Origin of the sequence: Serpens gallinarum, assembly GCF_014836765.1 — a bacterium.
In the GTDB taxonomy this organism is placed as follows: domain Bacteria; phylum Pseudomonadota; class Gammaproteobacteria; order Pseudomonadales; family Pseudomonadaceae; genus Serpens; species Serpens gallinarum.
Window position 1 is genome coordinate 35,077 of record NZ_JACSQG010000004.1, and the last position, 16,659, is coordinate 51,735.

15 protein-coding genes are annotated in these 16,659 nt (G+C 60.7%); 6 read left to right on the plus strand and 9 right to left on the minus strand.

Annotated features, from left to right (window positions below):
• Positions 1–39 precede the first annotated feature (39 nt).
• The 6 genes from H9642_RS09485 to H9642_RS09510 form a co-directional block, all read right to left on the minus strand.
• The gene (locus H9642_RS09485) at positions 40–1,776 is read right to left on the minus strand and encodes an ABC transporter substrate-binding protein (protein WP_251836197.1); all 1,737 of its coding nucleotides are present in this window, start codon (positions 1,774–1,776) and stop codon (positions 40–42) included.
• Between the two features lie 84 nt (positions 1,777–1,860).
• Positions 1,861–2,133 carry a DUF2160 domain-containing protein gene (locus H9642_RS09490; RefSeq protein ID WP_251836198.1) on the minus strand — a complete coding sequence of 91 codons (273 nt, stop codon included), beginning with the start codon at positions 2,131–2,133 and terminating at the stop codon, positions 1,861–1,863.
• Position 2,134: 1 nt separating this feature from the next.
• Positions 2,135–2,935: a carbohydrate ABC transporter permease gene (locus H9642_RS09495; protein WP_251836199.1), complete on the minus strand. Its 801-nt coding sequence runs from the start codon at positions 2,933–2,935 to the stop codon at positions 2,135–2,137.
• A gap of 10 nt (positions 2,936–2,945) precedes the next feature.
• The gene (locus H9642_RS09500; RefSeq protein ID WP_251836200.1) at positions 2,946–3,812 is read right to left on the minus strand and encodes a carbohydrate ABC transporter permease; all 867 of its coding nucleotides are present in this window, start codon (positions 3,810–3,812) and stop codon (positions 2,946–2,948) included.
• Positions 3,809–4,906: an ABC transporter ATP-binding protein gene (locus tag H9642_RS09505; RefSeq protein ID WP_251836201.1), complete on the minus strand. Its 1,098-nt coding sequence runs from the start codon at positions 4,904–4,906 to the stop codon at positions 3,809–3,811. The genes H9642_RS09500 and H9642_RS09505 overlap by 4 nt, the downstream gene beginning before the upstream one ends.
• Positions 4,907–4,915: 9 nt before the next feature.
• A complete protein-coding gene (locus H9642_RS09510) occupies positions 4,916–5,998 on the minus strand; it encodes an ABC transporter ATP-binding protein (RefSeq protein WP_251836202.1) in 1,083 nt (360 codons plus the stop codon).
• A 249-nt stretch (positions 5,999–6,247) separates the two neighbouring features.
• Between H9642_RS09510 and H9642_RS09515 the strand changes: the two genes are divergently transcribed.
• The 3 genes from H9642_RS09515 (at position 6,248) to H9642_RS09525 (ending at position 10,391) form a co-directional block, all read left to right on the plus strand.
• A complete protein-coding gene (locus tag H9642_RS09515) occupies positions 6,248–8,065 on the plus strand; it encodes a sigma-54-dependent Fis family transcriptional regulator (RefSeq protein WP_251836203.1) in 1,818 nt (605 codons plus the stop codon).
• Between the two features lie 726 nt (positions 8,066–8,791).
• Positions 8,792–9,964: an ATP-binding protein gene (locus H9642_RS09520; protein WP_251836204.1), complete on the plus strand. Its 1,173-nt coding sequence runs from the start codon at positions 8,792–8,794 to the stop codon at positions 9,962–9,964.
• Positions 9,965–10,190: 226 nt separating this feature from the next.
• Positions 10,191–10,391, plus strand: coding sequence for a hypothetical protein (locus H9642_RS09525; RefSeq protein WP_251836205.1), 201 nt, complete (start codon positions 10,191–10,193; stop codon positions 10,389–10,391).
• Between the two features lie 102 nt (positions 10,392–10,493).
• On the opposite strand, the gene cysS is transcribed toward H9642_RS09525, so the two are convergent.
• Positions 10,494–11,879: a cysteine--tRNA ligase gene (cysS, locus tag H9642_RS09530; protein ID WP_251836206.1), complete on the minus strand. Its 1,386-nt coding sequence runs from the start codon at positions 11,877–11,879 to the stop codon at positions 10,494–10,496.
• Positions 11,880–11,882: 3 nt separating this feature from the next.
• Positions 11,883–13,556: a glutamine--tRNA ligase/YqeY domain fusion protein gene (locus H9642_RS09535; RefSeq protein ID WP_251836207.1), complete on the minus strand. Its 1,674-nt coding sequence runs from the start codon at positions 13,554–13,556 to the stop codon at positions 11,883–11,885.
• Between the two features lie 118 nt (positions 13,557–13,674).
• On the opposite strand from H9642_RS09535, the gene H9642_RS09540 reads away from it, so the two are divergent.
• Both H9642_RS09540 and lpxH read left to right on the plus strand, forming a co-directional pair.
• On the plus strand, positions 13,675–14,169 hold the full coding sequence (locus H9642_RS09540; protein ID WP_251836208.1) for a peptidylprolyl isomerase: 495 nt from the start codon (positions 13,675–13,677) through the stop codon (positions 14,167–14,169).
• A gap of 4 nt (positions 14,170–14,173) precedes the next feature.
• Positions 14,174–14,905: a UDP-2,3-diacylglucosamine diphosphatase gene (gene lpxH, locus H9642_RS09545; RefSeq protein ID WP_251836209.1), complete on the plus strand. Its 732-nt coding sequence runs from the start codon at positions 14,174–14,176 to the stop codon at positions 14,903–14,905.
• A gap of 62 nt (positions 14,906–14,967) precedes the next feature.
• Here lpxH and H9642_RS09550 read toward each other — a convergent pair whose 3' ends face one another.
• On the minus strand, positions 14,968–15,579 hold the full coding sequence (locus H9642_RS09550) for a MiaE family protein (protein WP_251836210.1): 612 nt from the start codon (positions 15,577–15,579) through the stop codon (positions 14,968–14,970).
• Between the two features lie 212 nt (positions 15,580–15,791).
• Here H9642_RS09550 and H9642_RS09555 point away from each other — a divergent pair, with 212 nt between their 5' ends.
• On the plus strand, positions 15,792–16,658 hold the full coding sequence (locus tag H9642_RS09555) for a universal stress protein (RefSeq protein ID WP_251836211.1): 867 nt from the start codon (positions 15,792–15,794) through the stop codon (positions 16,656–16,658).
• The last annotated feature ends 1 nt before the right edge of the window (position 16,659 follow it).

The window sequence follows — 16,659 nt, forward strand, 5'->3', positions numbered from 1 at the left end:
GCACCTTCGGGTGCCGTTTTTGATTGGACAGTCTGCTGCTTACCGCGCCTGCTCCCAGGACTTGATCAGCTCCTCGTAACTCACCGTTTGTCCCTGTGGCTTCTCGTTGGCCAGCTTCGGTTTCGGCGCACCCGGCTGGTTCAGCCAGTATTCGGGATCGCGCGGCTCGTTGAGTTTCGGCCCGCAGTTGGGCTGCACACCGGAGCGCTCGATACGCGCCATCATGGTGTCCTGGGCTTCGGCCAAACCATCCAGAGCCTGTTGGGGGGTCTTGTCACCGCTGGCCGCTTCGGCGATGTATTGCCACCAGAGCTGCGCCAGGCGTGGATAATCCGGAACGTTGGTGCCGGTCGGCGTCCACTGTACCCGCGCTGGGCTGCGGTAGAACTCCACCAGGCCACCAAGCTTGGGCGCGGCTTCGGTCATGGCCGCCGACTCGATATCGGATTTGCGAATCGGCGTCAGGCCCACCAGGGTCTTCTTCAGCGATACCGTTTTCGCGGTGACGAATTGCGCATACAGCCAGGCGGCCAGCCGGCGCTTCTCCGGCGTGGATTTTAGGAAGGTCCAGGAACCGGCGTCCTGATAGCCGAGCTTCATGCCCTCTTCCCAGTACGCGCCCTTGGGCGACGGAGCCATGCGCCACTTGGGTGTGCCGTCCGGGTTGACCACCGGCAAGCCGGGCTTGGTCATATCCGCCGTGAACGCGGTGTACCAGAATATCTGCTGGGCAATGTTGCCTTGTGCCGGGACGGGTCCTGACTCCGAAAAGGTCATGCCCTGCGCCTCGCGTGGCGCGTATTCACGCATCCAGTCGACGTATTTCTGTGTCGCATAGACCGCGGCCGGACCATTGGTATCGCCGCCACGGCTGACACTGGAGCCGACCGGATGGCAGTTCTCGACGCGAATCCCCCACTCGTCCACCGGCAAGCCATTGGGCAAGCCCTTATCGCCGGCACCAGCCATGGAAAACCAGGCATCCGTGAAGCGCCAGCCCAGCGACGGGTCTTTCTTGCCGTAATCCATGTGCCCATAGACGCGCTTGCCGTCAATTTCCTTGACGTGCTTACTAAAGAACTCGGCGATGTCTTCATAAGCCGACCAGTTCACCGGCACGCCCAACTCGTAGCCGTAGCGCTCCTTAAACTGCTGTTTCAGTTCAGGACGCTCGAACCAGTCGGCGCGGAACCAGTAGAGGTTGGCGAACTGCTGGTCGGGCAGCTGATAAATCTTGCCGTCCGGCGCGGTGGTGAAGGAAATACCGATGAAGTCGTCGAGATCGAGGGTTGGCGAGGTCACGTCCTTGCCTTCGTTCTTGATCATGTCGCTGATCGCAACCGCCTTGCCGTAGCGAAAATGCGTGCCGATCAGGTCCGAATCATTGACCCAGCCGTCATAAATGTTCTTGTCGGACTGCATCTGCGTCTGCAGCTTCTCAACCACGTCGCCTTCCTGGATCAGGTCGTGGCGCAGGCGAATGCCGGTGATTTCGGTAAAAGCGCGCGCCAGGGTCTTGGCTTCGTACTCGTGGGTGGTGATGGTTTCCGAGACGACGTTGATCTCCATGCCGCGAAACGGCTCAGCGGCCTTGATGAACCACTTCATCTCCTCCATCTGCTGCTCCTTGCTTAGGCTCGAGGGCTGGAACTCTTCCTCGATCCACTTCTTCGCCGCGTCCTCATAAGCGTCGGCCCAAGTCAGGCCACTGATACCGGACAACGTCAGCAGGGCCGCCAGTGCCGTGCTATGTCGGGTCTTGTTATTGTCGAACATAGACACCTCCAGTATTCAACGTCTGCTGCGCGTCAGCCCTGCTGCGCTAAACGTTGGCTTTTAAGAAGGAACCGACCCACTCAGTCAGCCCCAGCGCATCACCGCACATAACCAGACGACGGATAGCGCCGAGGCTATCCACAGATTCCAATCAGTCACGCCGATTACCAGCAGATGCAGGTAGGCGCTACCCAACAAACCGATGAACAGCCGATCACCTCGCGTGGTGCTGATCGGCAGGAAACCCTTGCGCTCGAGGCTCGGCGAACGCAGTTGCCAAAGGCTCATGCCGAGCAGCAGCACGCCGATGCCGGCAAAGAACAACGCGGTGGGCGACGTCCAGGCCATCCACGCCATTTCACACCCGCCCCAGGGCAAAGCCCTTGGCCACGTGGTTGCGCACGAACCAGATGACCAGCATGCCGGGCAGGATGGTCAGCACCCCGGCGGCTGCCAGTACGCCCCAGTCGATGCCGGCGGCGGACACCGTACGGGTCATCACCGCGGCAATCGGCTTGGCGTTCACCGAGGTCAGGGTGCGCGCCAGCAGCAGTTCGACCCAGGAGAACATGAAGCAGAAAAACGCCGTAACGCCGATGCCCGAGCGGATCAGGGGCACGAAAATCTTCAGGAAGAACGTGGGAAAGCTGTAGCCGTCCAGATAGGCCGTTTCGTCGATTTCCTTGGGCACCCCGGACATGAAACCTTCAAGAATCCACACCGCCAGCGGCACGTTGAACAGGCAGTGGGCTAGTGCAACGGCGATATGCGTGTCGAACAACCCGATCGATGAATACAGCTGGAAAAACGGCAATAAAAACACCGCTGGCGGCGCCATGCGGTTGGTCAGCAGCCAGAAGAACAGGTGCTTGTCGCCCAGAAAGCGGTAGCGCGAAAAGGCATAGGCCGCTGGCAGTGCCACGCCCAGGGAAATCAGCGTGTTGAGAGACACGTAATACAGCGAGTTGATATAGCCGCTGTACCAGCTGCGGTCGGTGAAAATTACCCTGTAGTTGTCCAGGGTGAACTCCCGCGGCCAAAACGTCAGGCTGCCAAGAATCTCGCTGTTGCTCTTGAACGACATGTTCAGCAGCCAATAGATGGGCACCAGCAGAAATAGCAGATAGATCACCAGGACAAGGACTTTGCGGATGTTCATCGGCCGGCCCTCAGCGCGTCTGGTCGCCATGGGTCATGGCCGTGTAGAACAGCCAGGACAGCAGCAGGATGATCAGGAAATAGATCAGCGAGAACGCCGCCGCCGGCCCCAGGTCGAACTGCCCCACGGCCATCTTGGTCAGCGTCTGGCTGAGGAAGGTGGTGGCATTGCCCGGCCCGCCGCCCGTGAGCACGAACGGCTCGGTGTAGATCATGAAGCTGTCCATGAAACGCAGCATCACCGCGATCAACAGCACGCTTTTCAGTTTGGGCAGTTGGATATGGCGAAACACCGCCCAGGCCGAGGCTCGGTCGATACGCGCCGCCTGGTAATAGGCATCCGGAATCGCCCGCAGGCCGGAGAAGCACAGCAGCGCCACCAGCGAGGTCCAATGCCAGACATCCATGACCAGCACCGTGACCCAGGCATCCAGCGTGTTGGAGGCATAGTTGTAGCTGATGCCCAACCGCGTCAGCACCCAGCCCAGCAGTCCGATATCGGCGCGGCCGAAGATCTGCCAGATGGTGCCCACCACGTTCCAGGGAATCAGCAGCGGAATGGCCATGAGGATCAGGCACAGCGAGGCCCAGCGTCCACGGGCCGGCATGTTCAAGGCAATGGCGATACCCAGGGGAATCTGGATCAGCAGCACGCAGGCGGAAAACACGAACTGGCGCAGCAGCGAATCGTGCAGGCGCGGGTCCTGCAGAACCTGACGGTACCAGTCGGCGCCGACGAAATAGCGCGTCGAGGGATCGAAGATGTCCTGCACCGAGTAGTTCACCACTGTCATCATCGGCAACACGGCGCTAAAGGCCACCAGCAGGAATACCGGCAGCACCAGCCACCAGGCACGGTTGTTGGGAACCCGATTCATTCCTCGCCCTCCACCAGCAGGTCATCGGCATACAGCATCAGCCACTGGCCGGGGAAACTGACCCACACCCGTCCGGTCGGTGCTGGATCTTCTTCAGCCAGGCGTGCCTTGAGGCGCTGGCCCGCTAGGAGAAAGGTAAGGATCTTGTAGGTGCCCAGATCTGCGAGGTGCTCCACCTCGGCACCCAGCATTCCCTCGCGAGGCTCTGCGCAGACCTGCACGAATTCTGGACGAATGCCCACGTGCAGACGCTTGCCACTGAGTGTCGGCAAGCGCCGCAGCACGCCGGGCAACAAGGGGAGATTCACGTCTGCGAAGCCCACCCCACCGGCCTCGGCACGCACCTCGATCAGGTTCATCCCCGGGCTACCGATGAAAAAGCCCACGAAGGTGTGCCGAGGCCGCTCGAACAACTCGCGCGGCGTACCGAATTGAACGATCTGCCCGGCGTGCATCACCGCGATCTTGTCGGCGAAGGTCGAGGCCTCCAACTGATCGTGGGTGACGTAGATCATGGTCAGGTTGAACTGCTCGTGGATCTGCTTGAGCTTGCGGCGCAGCTTCCACTTCAGGTGCGGGTCGATGACCGTGAGCGGCTCGTCGAAGAGGATCGCCGACACGTCGTCGCGTACCAGACCACGGCCCATGGACACCTTCTGCTTCTCATCGGCGGTCAGGTTGCGCGCCTTACGCTGCAGCAGCGCCTGCAGGTCAAGCACCTCGGCGATTTCCCGCACCCGGCTATCGACCTTGCTGGCCGGCTGCCCCTGGTTACGCAGCGGAAAGGCCAGGTTGTCGTACACCGTCATGGTGTCGTAGACCACGGGGAACTGGAACACCTGGGCAATGTTGCGCCGCTCCGGCGGCAAGTCGTTGACCACTTTGGTGTCAAACAGCACCTCACCCTGGGAGGGCGTGAGCAACCCGGAAATGATGTTGAGCAATGTGGTCTTGCCGCATCCTGAAGGGCCAAGCAGCGCATAGGCACCGCCCTGCTCCCAGACATGGTTCATCTCCAGGATGGCGTAGTCTTCTGCGCCACTGGGACGACGGTTGTAGCTGTGGGCCAGGTTGTGCAGGCGGATCTCGGCCATCTCGCTTCCTCAGGCGTGCAGGCCCGGCGCCCGAACCAACTGGTCTCGGGCATCGAACACGAACAGCTTGTGGGTGGGGATGTACACGTGGATCGGTGCGTCCACGTCGTAGTCATGTACGCCCTGCAAGTGCAGCACCAGGCCGAACTGTTCGTTGCGCAGATGCAGGAAGGTTTCCGAGCCGCTGATTTCGGCCAGTTCCACCACGCCGGACACCTCGAGATCGTCATCGTTGGACGGTACAAGGCCGATATGACTGGGTCGTACACCAAAGCGATAACTTCCCTCCGCCAGGCTGCGCAGATCGGCGTTCAGCGGAAAGTGCAGGGAGTTCTGAACGCTCACCTCGTTGGCGGCGATCCGTCCAGAGAGCAGATTGATCGGCGGTTCGGAGAACAACTCGGCGGCCAGTACCTGGCTGGGCCGATGGTAGACCTCTGCCGTCGGGCCGCTCTGGATCACCTGGCCCTGATGGAGGATGGTCACCGTGCCGCCGAGAGCCAGCGCCTCATTGGGCTCGGTGGTGGCATACACGGCGATGCTACGGCGCGCCTTGAACAGCTCGCGCATTTCCTGGCGCAGTTCCTCGCGCAGCTTGTAGTCGAGATTGACCAGCGGCTCGTCGAACAACACCAGTTCAGCGTCCTTGATCAGTGCCCGGGCCATCGCCGTACGCTGCTGCTGGCCGCCCGACAGCTCCAACGGATAACGCTCGAGCAGCCCCTCGATGCGCAGCATCTGCGCGGTCTCGCGTACCCGACGCTCGATCTCTTTCCGCCCCGTGCCGTTCTGGCGCAGCGGCGAAGCGATGTTCTCGAACACGCTCAGGGTGGGGTAATTGATGAACTGCTGGTAGACCATCGAAACGTTGCGCTTGCGCACCGGAATACCCGTGACCTCACGGCCATGCATCAGGATGCGCCCACTGCTGGGCTGGTCGAGGCCGGCCATCAAGCGCATCAAGGACGTCTTGCCGGACAGCGTGCGGCCGACCAGCACGTTGAAGGAGCCCGGTTCAAAGCTCAGGTTCACCGCGTCGATATGCGTCTGTCCATCGACGACTTTCGAGACTCGATCCAGCGTCAGCGACATGGCGGACCCTGCAACGTTATTGTTTGCCTCTGCTTAGCGACAAGCGTGCCAACCCGCTTATCAGGCTCTAAAACGGCATCTCACGCGATTCCGGCGCCTGCCGGCGAGCGCGCCTTGAACAAACTTGAACATTGACACTGCACAGGTACGTACAAGACTGTTCACACACACTTGGGTTTGGCGGCGCTGAAAAAGCCACGCAGTCTTTTCGGGAATCGGGCCGCAGCCCCATCTCGCTGAGGCGCCGCCATGACCGCTTCTACCCATGAAGCATTGATCCGCGACTCCTGGACACGCTGCGAGGGCTACGGTCTTACCCACCGCAGCCCGCCCCGTTTCAGCGCCGAGGACGGGCTGGATATCACCACGCTGCTGCACACTCAACACACCCTGCTGCATACCACCCAGCGCGAAGTGTTGCCTTATTACGAAAACATCCTGGCCAATTCCCGCTGCCTGGTATTGCTCACCGATGCCCAAGGGCTATTGCTGCACTCCTGGGGTGACCGGCGCAATATCGAGCCTGCCCTGCAGCCGGGTTTCAGCCTCGGCGCCAGTTGGCTGGAGCGCCATTGCGGCACCAATGCCATCGGCACCGCCCTGGCCTGTGAGCAGGCACTGCATATTCAGCGCGACGAGCACTTTCTCGAAGCCACCCGCTGTCTGAGTAGCGCTGCCGCGCCGATCTGCGATGCACAGCGCAGGGTAATCGGCGTCCTCGATGTGTCCAGCGACAGCTACCTGCCGCCCTCTCACACCCTGGGGCTGGTGAAAATGCTCTGCCAGTCGGTGGAGAACCGCCTGCTCCTCGATCAGTTTCACCGCGAGCATCATCAGCTGGTCTTCAATACCGGCCAGGACAATTTGGACAGTCCCTGGGCTGGCCTGCTGCTCTTCGATGACAGCGGCTGGGTCGTCGCCGCCAACCGGCGCGCCGACAGCCTGCTGGGCACGACGGCGGCCCAAACCCATCTGGAGCGCTTGTTCGATACGCCCCTGCGGCTGTTGCTTGATCTGCCCGAAAAGCAACCCTTGCTGCTGCACAGCACTGGCCAAGTGCATTTTCATGGCCAGGTACGCAAATTTCAGCGTCCAGGGCCCGTGGTCACAGCTGCGCAACGAGTTTGGCAACCGCTCACACTCAGCGATATCGACCTGGGTGATGCTCAGGTTCATAAACTCGTCGATCAGGCGCTGCGCCTACTGGAAAAGGATATTCCCCTACTGATCCACGGCGAAACCGGCGTCGGCAAGGACGTCCTGGTCAAGGCGCTGCACCAGGCCAGTTCACGGGCCGGCCGGCCGTTGGTGGCCGTCAACTGCGCAGCGCTGCCTACCGAACTGGTGGAGTCGGAACTGTTCGGCTACGAAAAAGGCGCGTTCACCGGCGCCCACCAAAAAGGCAGCCTTGGGCTGATCCGCAAGGCTGACAAGGGCCTGCTGTTTCTGGATGAAATCGGTGATATGCCTCTCAACGTCCAAGCCCGTCTATTGCGGGTCTTGCAGGAACGCTGCGTGCAGCCGCTGGGCGGCGGCGACGCGGTTGCCGTGGACTTCCGCTTGATCTGCGCAACCAATCGTCCCCTGCGCGAGGAAGTCGCCGCTGGACGATTCCGGGCTGATCTTTATTACCGCATCTGCGGCCTGGGCCTGAAAATCCCCCCGTTGCGCCAGCGCAGCGACAAGCTTGCCCTGATCCAGCGTGTCTGGGAGCAGCACCGCGCGCCGAGGCAAACCGCCGGCCTCAGTCCCGAGGTGATGGCACTGTTCCTGCGTCACTCCTGGCCGGGCAACCTGCGCCAACTGAGCAATGTGCTGAAGATTGCCTTGGCCCTGGCCGACGACCAGTCCATCCGCGTGGAGCACCTGCCTGAGGAGTTTTTCGGCGACCTGCAACCCGCGTCTGGCCCGCAACCGCAGGCTCATTTAGTGCCGACGGATATCGCCAACGACACCCTGATCAACCAACTGCAGGCCTGCGGCGGCAATGTCTCACGCCTGGCACGCAGCTTGGGAATCAGCCGCACGACGCTGTACAAACGGCTACGCGAGTCAATGGGAACCTAACGCACGGCTGCCTTTCTTGGGGCGGGTCAACGTGAGCGGGAGCCGATATGCCCTACCGAGCGAGGCACGCATCTTTGACGGGGTTGCACCCGCGTTACGGAAAAAAACTGCCGGTCACGCCGGTAGGGTTCATGGCGAGGAGTCCACCTCGTCACCTTCCGACTCAACCAGGCCATAACACCACACCGCGGCTACCCCATCGGGCCTAAACACTCTCGCACCTCGGCATAAAAGCGTTCGCTATCGAACCAGTGCAGGGCTTGCGCGACCGACGGATGCAGAATCCAGCTCTGCGCATTTCGCTGAGCCAACCTCAACTGACCCGTTCATGGGGTATGGCCGCAGCACGTTGTGCCGCACTCGCATCAGTCGCCACCACGTGCCGAAAGTCTTGGGCCAGATGGGTTGCCGCCTGGCCATTGCCCGCTCCGCAATCCCACGAGAGATCATGCTGCCCGCATTGTCGGCTCAGCCACTTGAACAACTCGCCGGGATGGGCCGATGGTCAAGGTAGTCTTGGGTCACATTCTTGAAATGATCAACAAACACCTTGGGCATCATGCTGTCTCCCTATTGTCCCAGGCCGGTTAGCGTGGCGATGTTACTGAGTTTTCCAAGGTGTGAGATGAACGGACCTGATATCGATAGTTCAACGTGTCGGCCCTCGACGGGTGATTTCTGTAACTGCGGCCCGGATACAGACTGTGTCCAGCAGGAGGCTCGTCCATGGCCCACTTTTCGCTGACGTCGCGCCTGAGCCTACTGTTCACACTGGCGGTGTGCGGCGTTCTGGTGGCGTCTGGGTTCGTGTTCGATCAATTCAGCCAACGCCATTTCGACAGGTTCGACCAGTACGTGCTGGAGGAGAAACTCGATGGCGCCGAAACTCTGTTACTGGGGCTTGGCGATCTGTATCAATTGCAGGTGGTGCAACCCGAGCTGCGGTCTCTTATGGACGGACACCGCGACTTGTCCGCGCTGATTTTCGATGCCGATGGCCGCGTTCTGTTCAGCGAACCCGAACAGGTCGCAATTCCGCTGAATTACCCGCAATGGCAGCGGCGAGGGACCACCGAATGGTCGCACAACGCGAAAACCTGGCGTGGTCTGCAGCGCCAGATCACACGCGACGGGCAACAGCTCAACGTGTTGCTGATGCTGGATGTCACTGAGCATCGCGCGTTTCTTCGTTCTCTGAGCGGCTGGTTATGGGCTGCCTTGCTCCTGGTCATACCCGGCAGTGTGCTGCTGGGATGGACCATAGCGAGCAGAGGGCTGCGCCCGGTTCACGAGCTGAGCCAGACGGCAATTTCGGCCTCGGCACAATCACCCGTGGTGTGCCTCTCCACCCAGCAAGTACCTGCCGAGCTGTTGCCGCTGGCCTTGGCGTTCAATGCCGTCCTGGCCCGTCAGGCACGCATAATCGACGACATCCCAGCCAAGGCCAACCCTGACTCAATCCTCTCGCATCGCGAGCCTGTCGAGCTGCGTGAGTTATGCGCCAGTGTGCTGGATTTTTATGAAGTACCCGCCAAAGGGCGTGGCATCCACTTTGAACTAGATGGCACAGGCATGCTGCAAGGCGATGCTCTGATGCTGCGTCAGGCCTTGTCGAACCTGCTGGCGAACACACTGCGCGACACGCCGGACGGCGCAACGATATCGCTGGAAATTGCACAGGACGAACACTGCCTATCCCTGACACTGGCCAACCCAGGTATTTCCTTGCAACCAGAGCCACGGCAGCCGGTGAGCGAACCTGGTGGCTGCGTATGCCACGTTCGGGGCGTTGACCGAGGAGGGGCCTTCACCCATTCCATCATCGAAGCGCACCAGGGAAGCATCAGCTACAGCACCGTTAATGGCGAGAAGTCACTTGCATTGGTGTTTCGCATCTAGGCCGCCCTTATCCTCTACGCATCTGCATAGGATGCTGTCAGCGCGCTCGTAGGGTGGCGTGGAGCGCAGCGATACCTATCATCGAGCCTTGCTCGAATCGAGTGTCCATGCCCCTTTAGCTGAAAGCGTTGAGGCCTAACAAGCGATAGGCGGTAAAGAAAGATTGCAACCTGTGATGGCATAATGGCACCACTAAGCAACCCTCCTTTACTGCTACGAGTTCCTTATGGGCACAGAAATACGCTACTCGGTCATTCTGGAACACAGCCAGGGAGTGCTGCTCGAAAACGCGACGACCGAGCAGCTGGAGGCGTTTTGGGATGCCAACGACACGCGCTACTTCGGACTACGCCTGGAAAACGAGAACAGCACACATGCTCAGGTGATCGTTACGGATGTAATGCCCGAGGAAGAAGAAGACCTCTAACCTCCATATGTAAAGTGCCTGCGCAGGGTAACGTTTCGTCCGCCCCCAACAGCTTCTCCAATGAAAAAAGGCCGCATAGCGGCCTTTTTCAGTACGACAGGCTTACTCAGCCAGACGCCAGGTCGTGCCACCCTTGCCATCTTCCAAGACCACCCCCATCGCCGTGAGCTGGTCGCGAATACGGTCGGATTCGGCCCAATTCTTCTCCGCGCGCGCTTGCAGGCGCGCAGCGATCAGGGCATCCACTTCGGCCGCATCGACCTTGCCAGCGGCACCGGCCTGCAGGAAGGCCTCAGGCTCAAGTTGCAGCACGCCGAGTACGGCAGCCAACTCTCTCAGGCGTGCAGCCAGCGCGGCAGCGGATTGCACATCCGTGTCACGCAAGCGGTTGACCTCGCGGATCATCTCGAACAGTACTGAACAGGCTTCCGGTGAGTTGAAGTCATCGTCCATGGCGGCGGCAAAGCGCTCCATAAATGCTTCGCCACCGGCGGGTGCCGCTTCAGGCAAGCCTTTGAGACCGTTATAGAAACGCTCCAGGGCGCCCTTGGCTTCCTTGAGGCTGTCTTCGGAGTAGTTGATCGGGCTGCGGTAGTGGCTGGCCACCAGCAGGTAGCGCACCACTTCCGGGTGGTACTTCTCCAGCACTTCACGGATGGTGAAGAAGTTGCCCAGGGATTTGGACATCTTCTCGCCGTCCACGCGCACCGCGCCGGCGTGCATCCAGACATTGGCGTACAACTTGCCGGTGGCCGCCTCGCTCTGCGCGATTTCGTTTTCATGGTGCGGGAACACCAGGTCCGGGCCGCCGCCATGAATGTCGAAGGTTTCACCCAGGCAGCAGGTGGACATCACCGAGCACTCGATATGCCAGCCGGGACGACCGGCACCCCAGGGCGACTGCCAGCTCGGCTCGCCGGGCTTGACGCCCTTCCACAACACGAAGTCCAGCGGGTCTTCCTTGGCCTCGTCGACCTCGATGCGCGCACCGATCTTCAGGTCTTCGATCTTCTTGCGCGACAGCTTGCCGTAGCCGGCGAATTTGCCGACCCGGTAATACACGTCGCCATTGCCCGGCGCGTAAGCGTAGCCCTTGTCGATCAAGGTCTGGATCATCGCGAACATGCCGTCGATGTGCTGCGTGGCACGCGGCTCGATGTCCGGGCGCAGCACGCTGAGGCGCGCCTCGTCCTCATGCATGGCGGCAATCATGCGTTCGACCAGCGCCTCGAACGGCTCGCCGTTCTCCTGGGCGCGGCGGATGATCTTGTCATCGATGTCGGTGATATTGCGCACATAGGTGACGTCGTAACCCCGGTGACGCAGCCAGCGCGTCACCACGTCGAACGCCACCATCACCCGCGCATGGCCGATGTGGCAGAAGTCATACACCGTCATGCCGCACACGTACATGCGCACCTGGTTATCGACCAGGGGCGTGAAGACGTCCTTGGTCTTGCTCAGGGTGTTGTAGATCGACAACGCCATGGATCAGGCTCCCCAGGAGTCGCGCAGCGTGACGGTGCGGTTGAACACCAGCGCACCCGGCGCGGAATCCTGACTGTCGACGCAGAAGTAGCCCTCGCGCTCGAACTGGAAGCGCTCTTCGGCCACGGCCTTGGCCAACGAGGGTTCGGCGCGGCAGCCTGTGAGTACGACCAGGGAATTAGGATTGATGTTGTCCAGGAAGTTGCCGCCGCCCTCTTCGTTTTTTTCCGGGTTCGGCGAGCGGAACAGGCGATCGTACAAGCGCACTTCGCACTCAACGCTTTCGGCGGCCGGCACCCAATGGATCACACCCTTGACCTTGCGGCCTTCCGGGTTCTTGCCCAGGGTGTTCTCGTCGTAGGAGCAGCGCAGCTCGACGATATTGCCCTCGGCGTCCTTGATCGCTTCGTCGGCGCGGATCACGTAGCTGCCGCGCAGGCGCACTTCGCCGCCTGGGATCAGGCGCTTGAAGCCGGCCGGCGGGACTTCTTCGAAGTCGCTGGCATCAATGTAGATTTCGCGGGAGAACGGCAGCACGCGCACGCCCATGTCCTGCTTGGGATGGCGCGGCAACTCAAGGTTTTCCACCTGCCCTTCTGGGTAGTTGGTGATCACAACCTTGAGCGGCTTGAGCACGCACATGGCGCGCCCTGCGTTGGCGTCCAGGTCTTCGCGCAGGGCGAATTCCAGCATGCCGATGTCCACCAGGCCGCCCGCGCGGTTGACACCGATCATGTCGCAGAAATTGCGGATCGAGGCCGGGGTATAGCCACGGCGGCGGAAGCCGGACAACGTAGACATGCGCGGATCATTCCAGCCGGCGACATGCTGCTCGTCCACCAACTGCTTGAGCTTGCGCTTGCTGGTAATGGTGTAGTTCAGGTTGAGGCGAGCAAATTCATACTGGCGCGGCGTGGCCGGCACCGGCAGGTTGTCCAGGAACCACTCGTACAGCGGACGATGGTCCTCGAACTCCAGGGTGCAGATCGAGTGGGTGATGCCTTCGATGGCATCCGACTGACCGTGTGTAAAGTCGTAGCTCGGGTAGATGCACCATTTGTCACCGGTCTGGTGATGGTGGGCGTGACGAATGCGATAGAGGATCGGGTCGCGCAGGTTCATGTTCGGCGAGGCCATGTCGATCTTTGCCCGCAGCGCGCGCGCGCCATCGGGGAACTCGCCGGCTTTCATGCGCGCAAACAGGTCCAGGTTCTCCTCAACGCTGCGCTCGCGGAACGGGCTGTTCTTGCCGGGCTCGGTCAGGCTTCCGCGATACTCGCGCGCCTCATCCGGTGACAGGTCGCAAACATAGGCCTTGCCGGTGTTGATCAGGTGCACGGCCCAGTCATACAACTGGTCGAAATAGTCGGACGCGTAGTGCTCTTCGCCGGCCCACTGGAAACCCAGCCACTGCACATCGGCCTTAATGGCATCGATGTATTCCTGGTCTTCCTTGGCCGGGTTGGTGTCATCGAATCGCAGGTTGCACTGCCCGCCGAACTCTTCGGCCAGGCCGAAGTTCAGACAGATCGACTTGGCATGGCCGATGTGCAGGTAGCCGTTGGGCTCCGGCGGGAAGCGGGTAATGATTTTCGCGTGCTTGCCACTGTCCAGGTCGGCCTGAACGATGGGGCGGAGGAAATTCGCGGCGGCGGCGGGAGTCTCGGGCTTGCTCATGGGATCCTTGGACAGACAGTGCGCGGCTCAGGGTAGGCCGGGCAAAACAAAGGCCGTATCATAGCCCAAGCTGTCAAGCACCTGACAGACCTACTAATCCGCTACAGAGAGCCTTGTCATGATCAAGCTGCACACCAACCACGGCACCATCACCCTGCAACTGTTCGCCGACAAGGCCCCGGAAACCGTGGCCAACTTCATTCAGTATGTAAAAGACCGCCATTACGACAACACCGTCTTTCATCGGGTCATCAGCAATTTCATGATCCAGGGCGGCGGCTTCGAGCCGGGCATGAAGCAGAAATCCACCCGCGCCACCATCAAGAACGAGGCCAATAACGGCCTGTCCAACAAGAAATACACCGTCGCCATGGCCCGCACCATGGAGCCGCACTCGGCCTCCGCGCAGTTCTTCATCAACGTCAAAGACAACGATTTCCTCGACCACACCGCGCCGACCATGCAGGGCTGGGGCTATGCGGTCTTTGCGGAAGTGACCGAAGGCCAGGACGTTGTGGATGCGATCAAGGGCGTGGCCACCACCTCCAAGGCCGGCCACCAGGACGTGCCGGTAGAAGACGTCGTGATCGAGAAGGCAGAAGTCATCGAGTAAGCCGATGATTCTGCTGATCTCAGATCTGCACCTCGAAGAGCAACGCCCGGACATCACCCGGGCGTTTCTGCGTTTTCTGCGCGAACGCGCCGTGCAGGCCGAGTCCTTGTATATCCTGGGCGACTTTTTCGAGGTCTGGATTGGCGATGACGGCATGTCGCCCTTTCAGCACGAAATCGCCGTAGCCCTGCGCCAGCTGAGCGAGACGGGCACACGCATCTTCCTGATGCATGGCAATCGCGACTTCCTCATCGGCCAGGCGTTTTGCCGCGAGGCTGGCTGCACCTTGCTGAACGACCCCTGCGTGGTGGAGCTGGCAGGTGAACGGGTCCTGCTGATGCACGGCGACAGCCTGTGCACCGCCGATCAGGCCTACATGCGCATGCGTCGCTTGCTGCGCAACCCGCTGTCGCTGTTCATCCTGCGTCATTTGCCTCTGGCAAAGCGGCAGCAATTGGCGCGCAAGCTGCGCAACGAAAGCCGCACACAGACGCGCATGAAGGCAGAGGCAATCACTGACGTTACACCGGCCGAAGTGGAGCGGGTGATGGCCGAACATCGCGTGCACACCCTGATCCACGGCCACACCCACCGTCCGGCCGTGCATGAACTGACCGTCAACGGCCAGCCGGTGCAACGCATCGTACTAGGCGACTGGGACACCCAGGGCTGGGCCTTGCAGATAGACGAACAGGGATTGGAGCAGGCGCCGTTTGCGTTGGAAGCAGAAGCGTAAGTCCTCGGCGCGTGCAGCACCGAGAAGTGCCACTTGATGGAAATCGCTTCGCTCAACCCGTCCTAATAAGCGTATGAGGGCACGCCGCTGTGGAAGCGGAATTCTGTGTCTGGGCTTTCGATCAACTCGCGCTCCAGCTCGCGAAAGCGCAGGACCGACGCATCCACATCCGCTTGCTCACCGAAGGCGTAGGCGAACTTCAGGTAGTTCTGGAAATGCCGCGCTTCGGATTGCAGCAGCCCCGCATAGAACTTGCCCAATTCCTCATCCAAGTGCGGCACCAGCGCCTCGAAACGTTCGCAGCTGCGCGCCTCGATATACGCGCCGACGACCAGGGTATCGACCATCTTGTGCGGTTCGGACGTGCGCACGCCTTTGCGCAACGCCGAGGCATAGCGGCTCGCCGACACGGGGCGCAGATTAATCTTGCGCTTCTTGATCAGGCGCAGAACCTGCTCGTGGTGTACCAGCTCCTCGCGGGCCAGGCGCGACATGTAATTGACCAGGTCCAGCCGGTCGTTGTAGCGGGCGATCAGGCTCAACGCCGTCGAAGCGGCCTTGAATTCGCAGTTCTTGTGATCAAGCAGGAGGACCTCCTGCTCCGTCAACGCGACGCTCACCCAGGCTTCGGGCGTGCGGCAGCCCAGAAAGTCGTGAATTTCCGGCAAACTCATGCCAGCCTCCCGGAATCCGCAAGGAAACGAGCCCGCAAAGGGGATACAGCGACAGATAACAGCATGAGTCTCGGCTCGGTTGCAGAAAACGGGGCATTATACGAGTGCCGGCCCGTGATAACAGGCCTGCGCACTTGATATGAGTCAACGCGATTTATCGCACCCCGACTAAAGTGGAAGCTAATCAATTCCCGGTTTGAAGGAGCACACCTATGCAAGCGATCCGCCGCATTCTGGTCATCGTCCAGCCCGAGCTGCCTGAGGCGCTTGCCCTCAAACGTGCCAAGTTGATCGCCGGCGTCACACAATCGCAGCTTCACCTGCTCATTTGTGCGGAGAGCAAACAGGACCATTCCGCCCTGTTGGCAGAGCTGGGCGAGCAGCTAAAGGCTGAAGGCTACAGCGTCAGCACCCAGCAATACTGGAAGGAAAATCCGCACCAGACCGTCATCGCCGTGCAGCAAGCCGAGGGTTGCGCACTGGTGATCAAGGAACATCAGCGCGACAGCCTGCTGAAAAAAGCCTTTCTGACGCCCGAGGACTGGAAGCTTCTCCGCTATTGCCCCTGCCCGGTGCTGATGGTGAAAACCGAAAAACCCTGGAGCGGACGTCCCGTATTGGCCGCCGTCGATGTGGGCAACTCCGACAACGAACATCGCACGTTGCACAGCGGCATTGTCAGCCACGGCTTCGACATCGCCAGCCTGACCCAGGGCGAACTGTATGTCCTGAGCGCCCACCCCTCGCCAATGCTCTCCGCCGCCGATCCGACCTTCCAACTCAAGGAAACCATCGAGGCACGCTACCGGGAAGCCTGTAAGCAATTCCAGAAAGATTTCGAAATCGCTGACGATCACTTGTATGTCAAGGAAGGCCCGGCTGACGTACTGATTCCGAAAACCGCCCACAAGCTCGATGCCGCTGTGACCGTGATCGGCACCGTGGCGCGCACCGGACTGTCTGGCGCGCTGATGGGCAACACCGCCGAAGTGGTGCTGGATTCACTGGAAAGCGACGTACTGGTGCTCAAGCCGAATGACATCATCGCGCACCTCGAAGAACTGCTCAGCAACCGCTAAA

Coding starts and splice junctions, on each gene's coding strand:
- H9642_RS09485 (WP_251836197.1), bottom strand. CDS start 1,776: ATGTTCGACAATAACAAGACCCGACATAGCACGGCACTGGCGGCCCTG.
- H9642_RS09490 (WP_251836198.1), bottom strand. CDS start 2,133: ATGGCGTGGATGGCCTGGACGTCGCCCACCGCGTTGTTCTTTGCCGGC.
- H9642_RS09495 (WP_251836199.1), bottom strand. CDS start 2,935: ATGAACATCCGCAAAGTCCTTGTCCTGGTGATCTATCTGCTATTTCTG.
- H9642_RS09500 (WP_251836200.1), bottom strand. CDS start 3,812: ATGAATCGGGTTCCCAACAACCGTGCCTGGTGGCTGGTGCTGCCGGTA.
- H9642_RS09505 (WP_251836201.1), bottom strand. CDS start 4,906: ATGGCCGAGATCCGCCTGCACAACCTGGCCCACAGCTACAACCGTCGT.
- H9642_RS09510 (WP_251836202.1), bottom strand. CDS start 5,998: ATGTCGCTGACGCTGGATCGAGTCTCGAAAGTCGTCGATGGACAGACG.
- H9642_RS09515 (WP_251836203.1), top strand. CDS start 6,248: ATGACCGCTTCTACCCATGAAGCATTGATCCGCGACTCCTGGACACGC.
- H9642_RS09520 (WP_251836204.1), top strand. CDS start 8,792: ATGGCCCACTTTTCGCTGACGTCGCGCCTGAGCCTACTGTTCACACTG.
- H9642_RS09525 (WP_251836205.1), top strand. CDS start 10,191: ATGGGCACAGAAATACGCTACTCGGTCATTCTGGAACACAGCCAGGGA.
- cysS (WP_251836206.1), bottom strand. CDS start 11,879: ATGGCGTTGTCGATCTACAACACCCTGAGCAAGACCAAGGACGTCTTC.
- H9642_RS09535 (WP_251836207.1), bottom strand. CDS start 13,556: ATGAGCAAGCCCGAGACTCCCGCCGCCGCCGCGAATTTCCTCCGCCCC.
- H9642_RS09540 (WP_251836208.1), top strand. CDS start 13,675: ATGATCAAGCTGCACACCAACCACGGCACCATCACCCTGCAACTGTTC.
- lpxH (WP_251836209.1), top strand. CDS start 14,174: ATGATTCTGCTGATCTCAGATCTGCACCTCGAAGAGCAACGCCCGGAC.
- H9642_RS09550 (WP_251836210.1), bottom strand. CDS start 15,579: ATGAGTTTGCCGGAAATTCACGACTTTCTGGGCTGCCGCACGCCCGAA.
- H9642_RS09555 (WP_251836211.1), top strand. CDS start 15,792: ATGCAAGCGATCCGCCGCATTCTGGTCATCGTCCAGCCCGAGCTGCCT.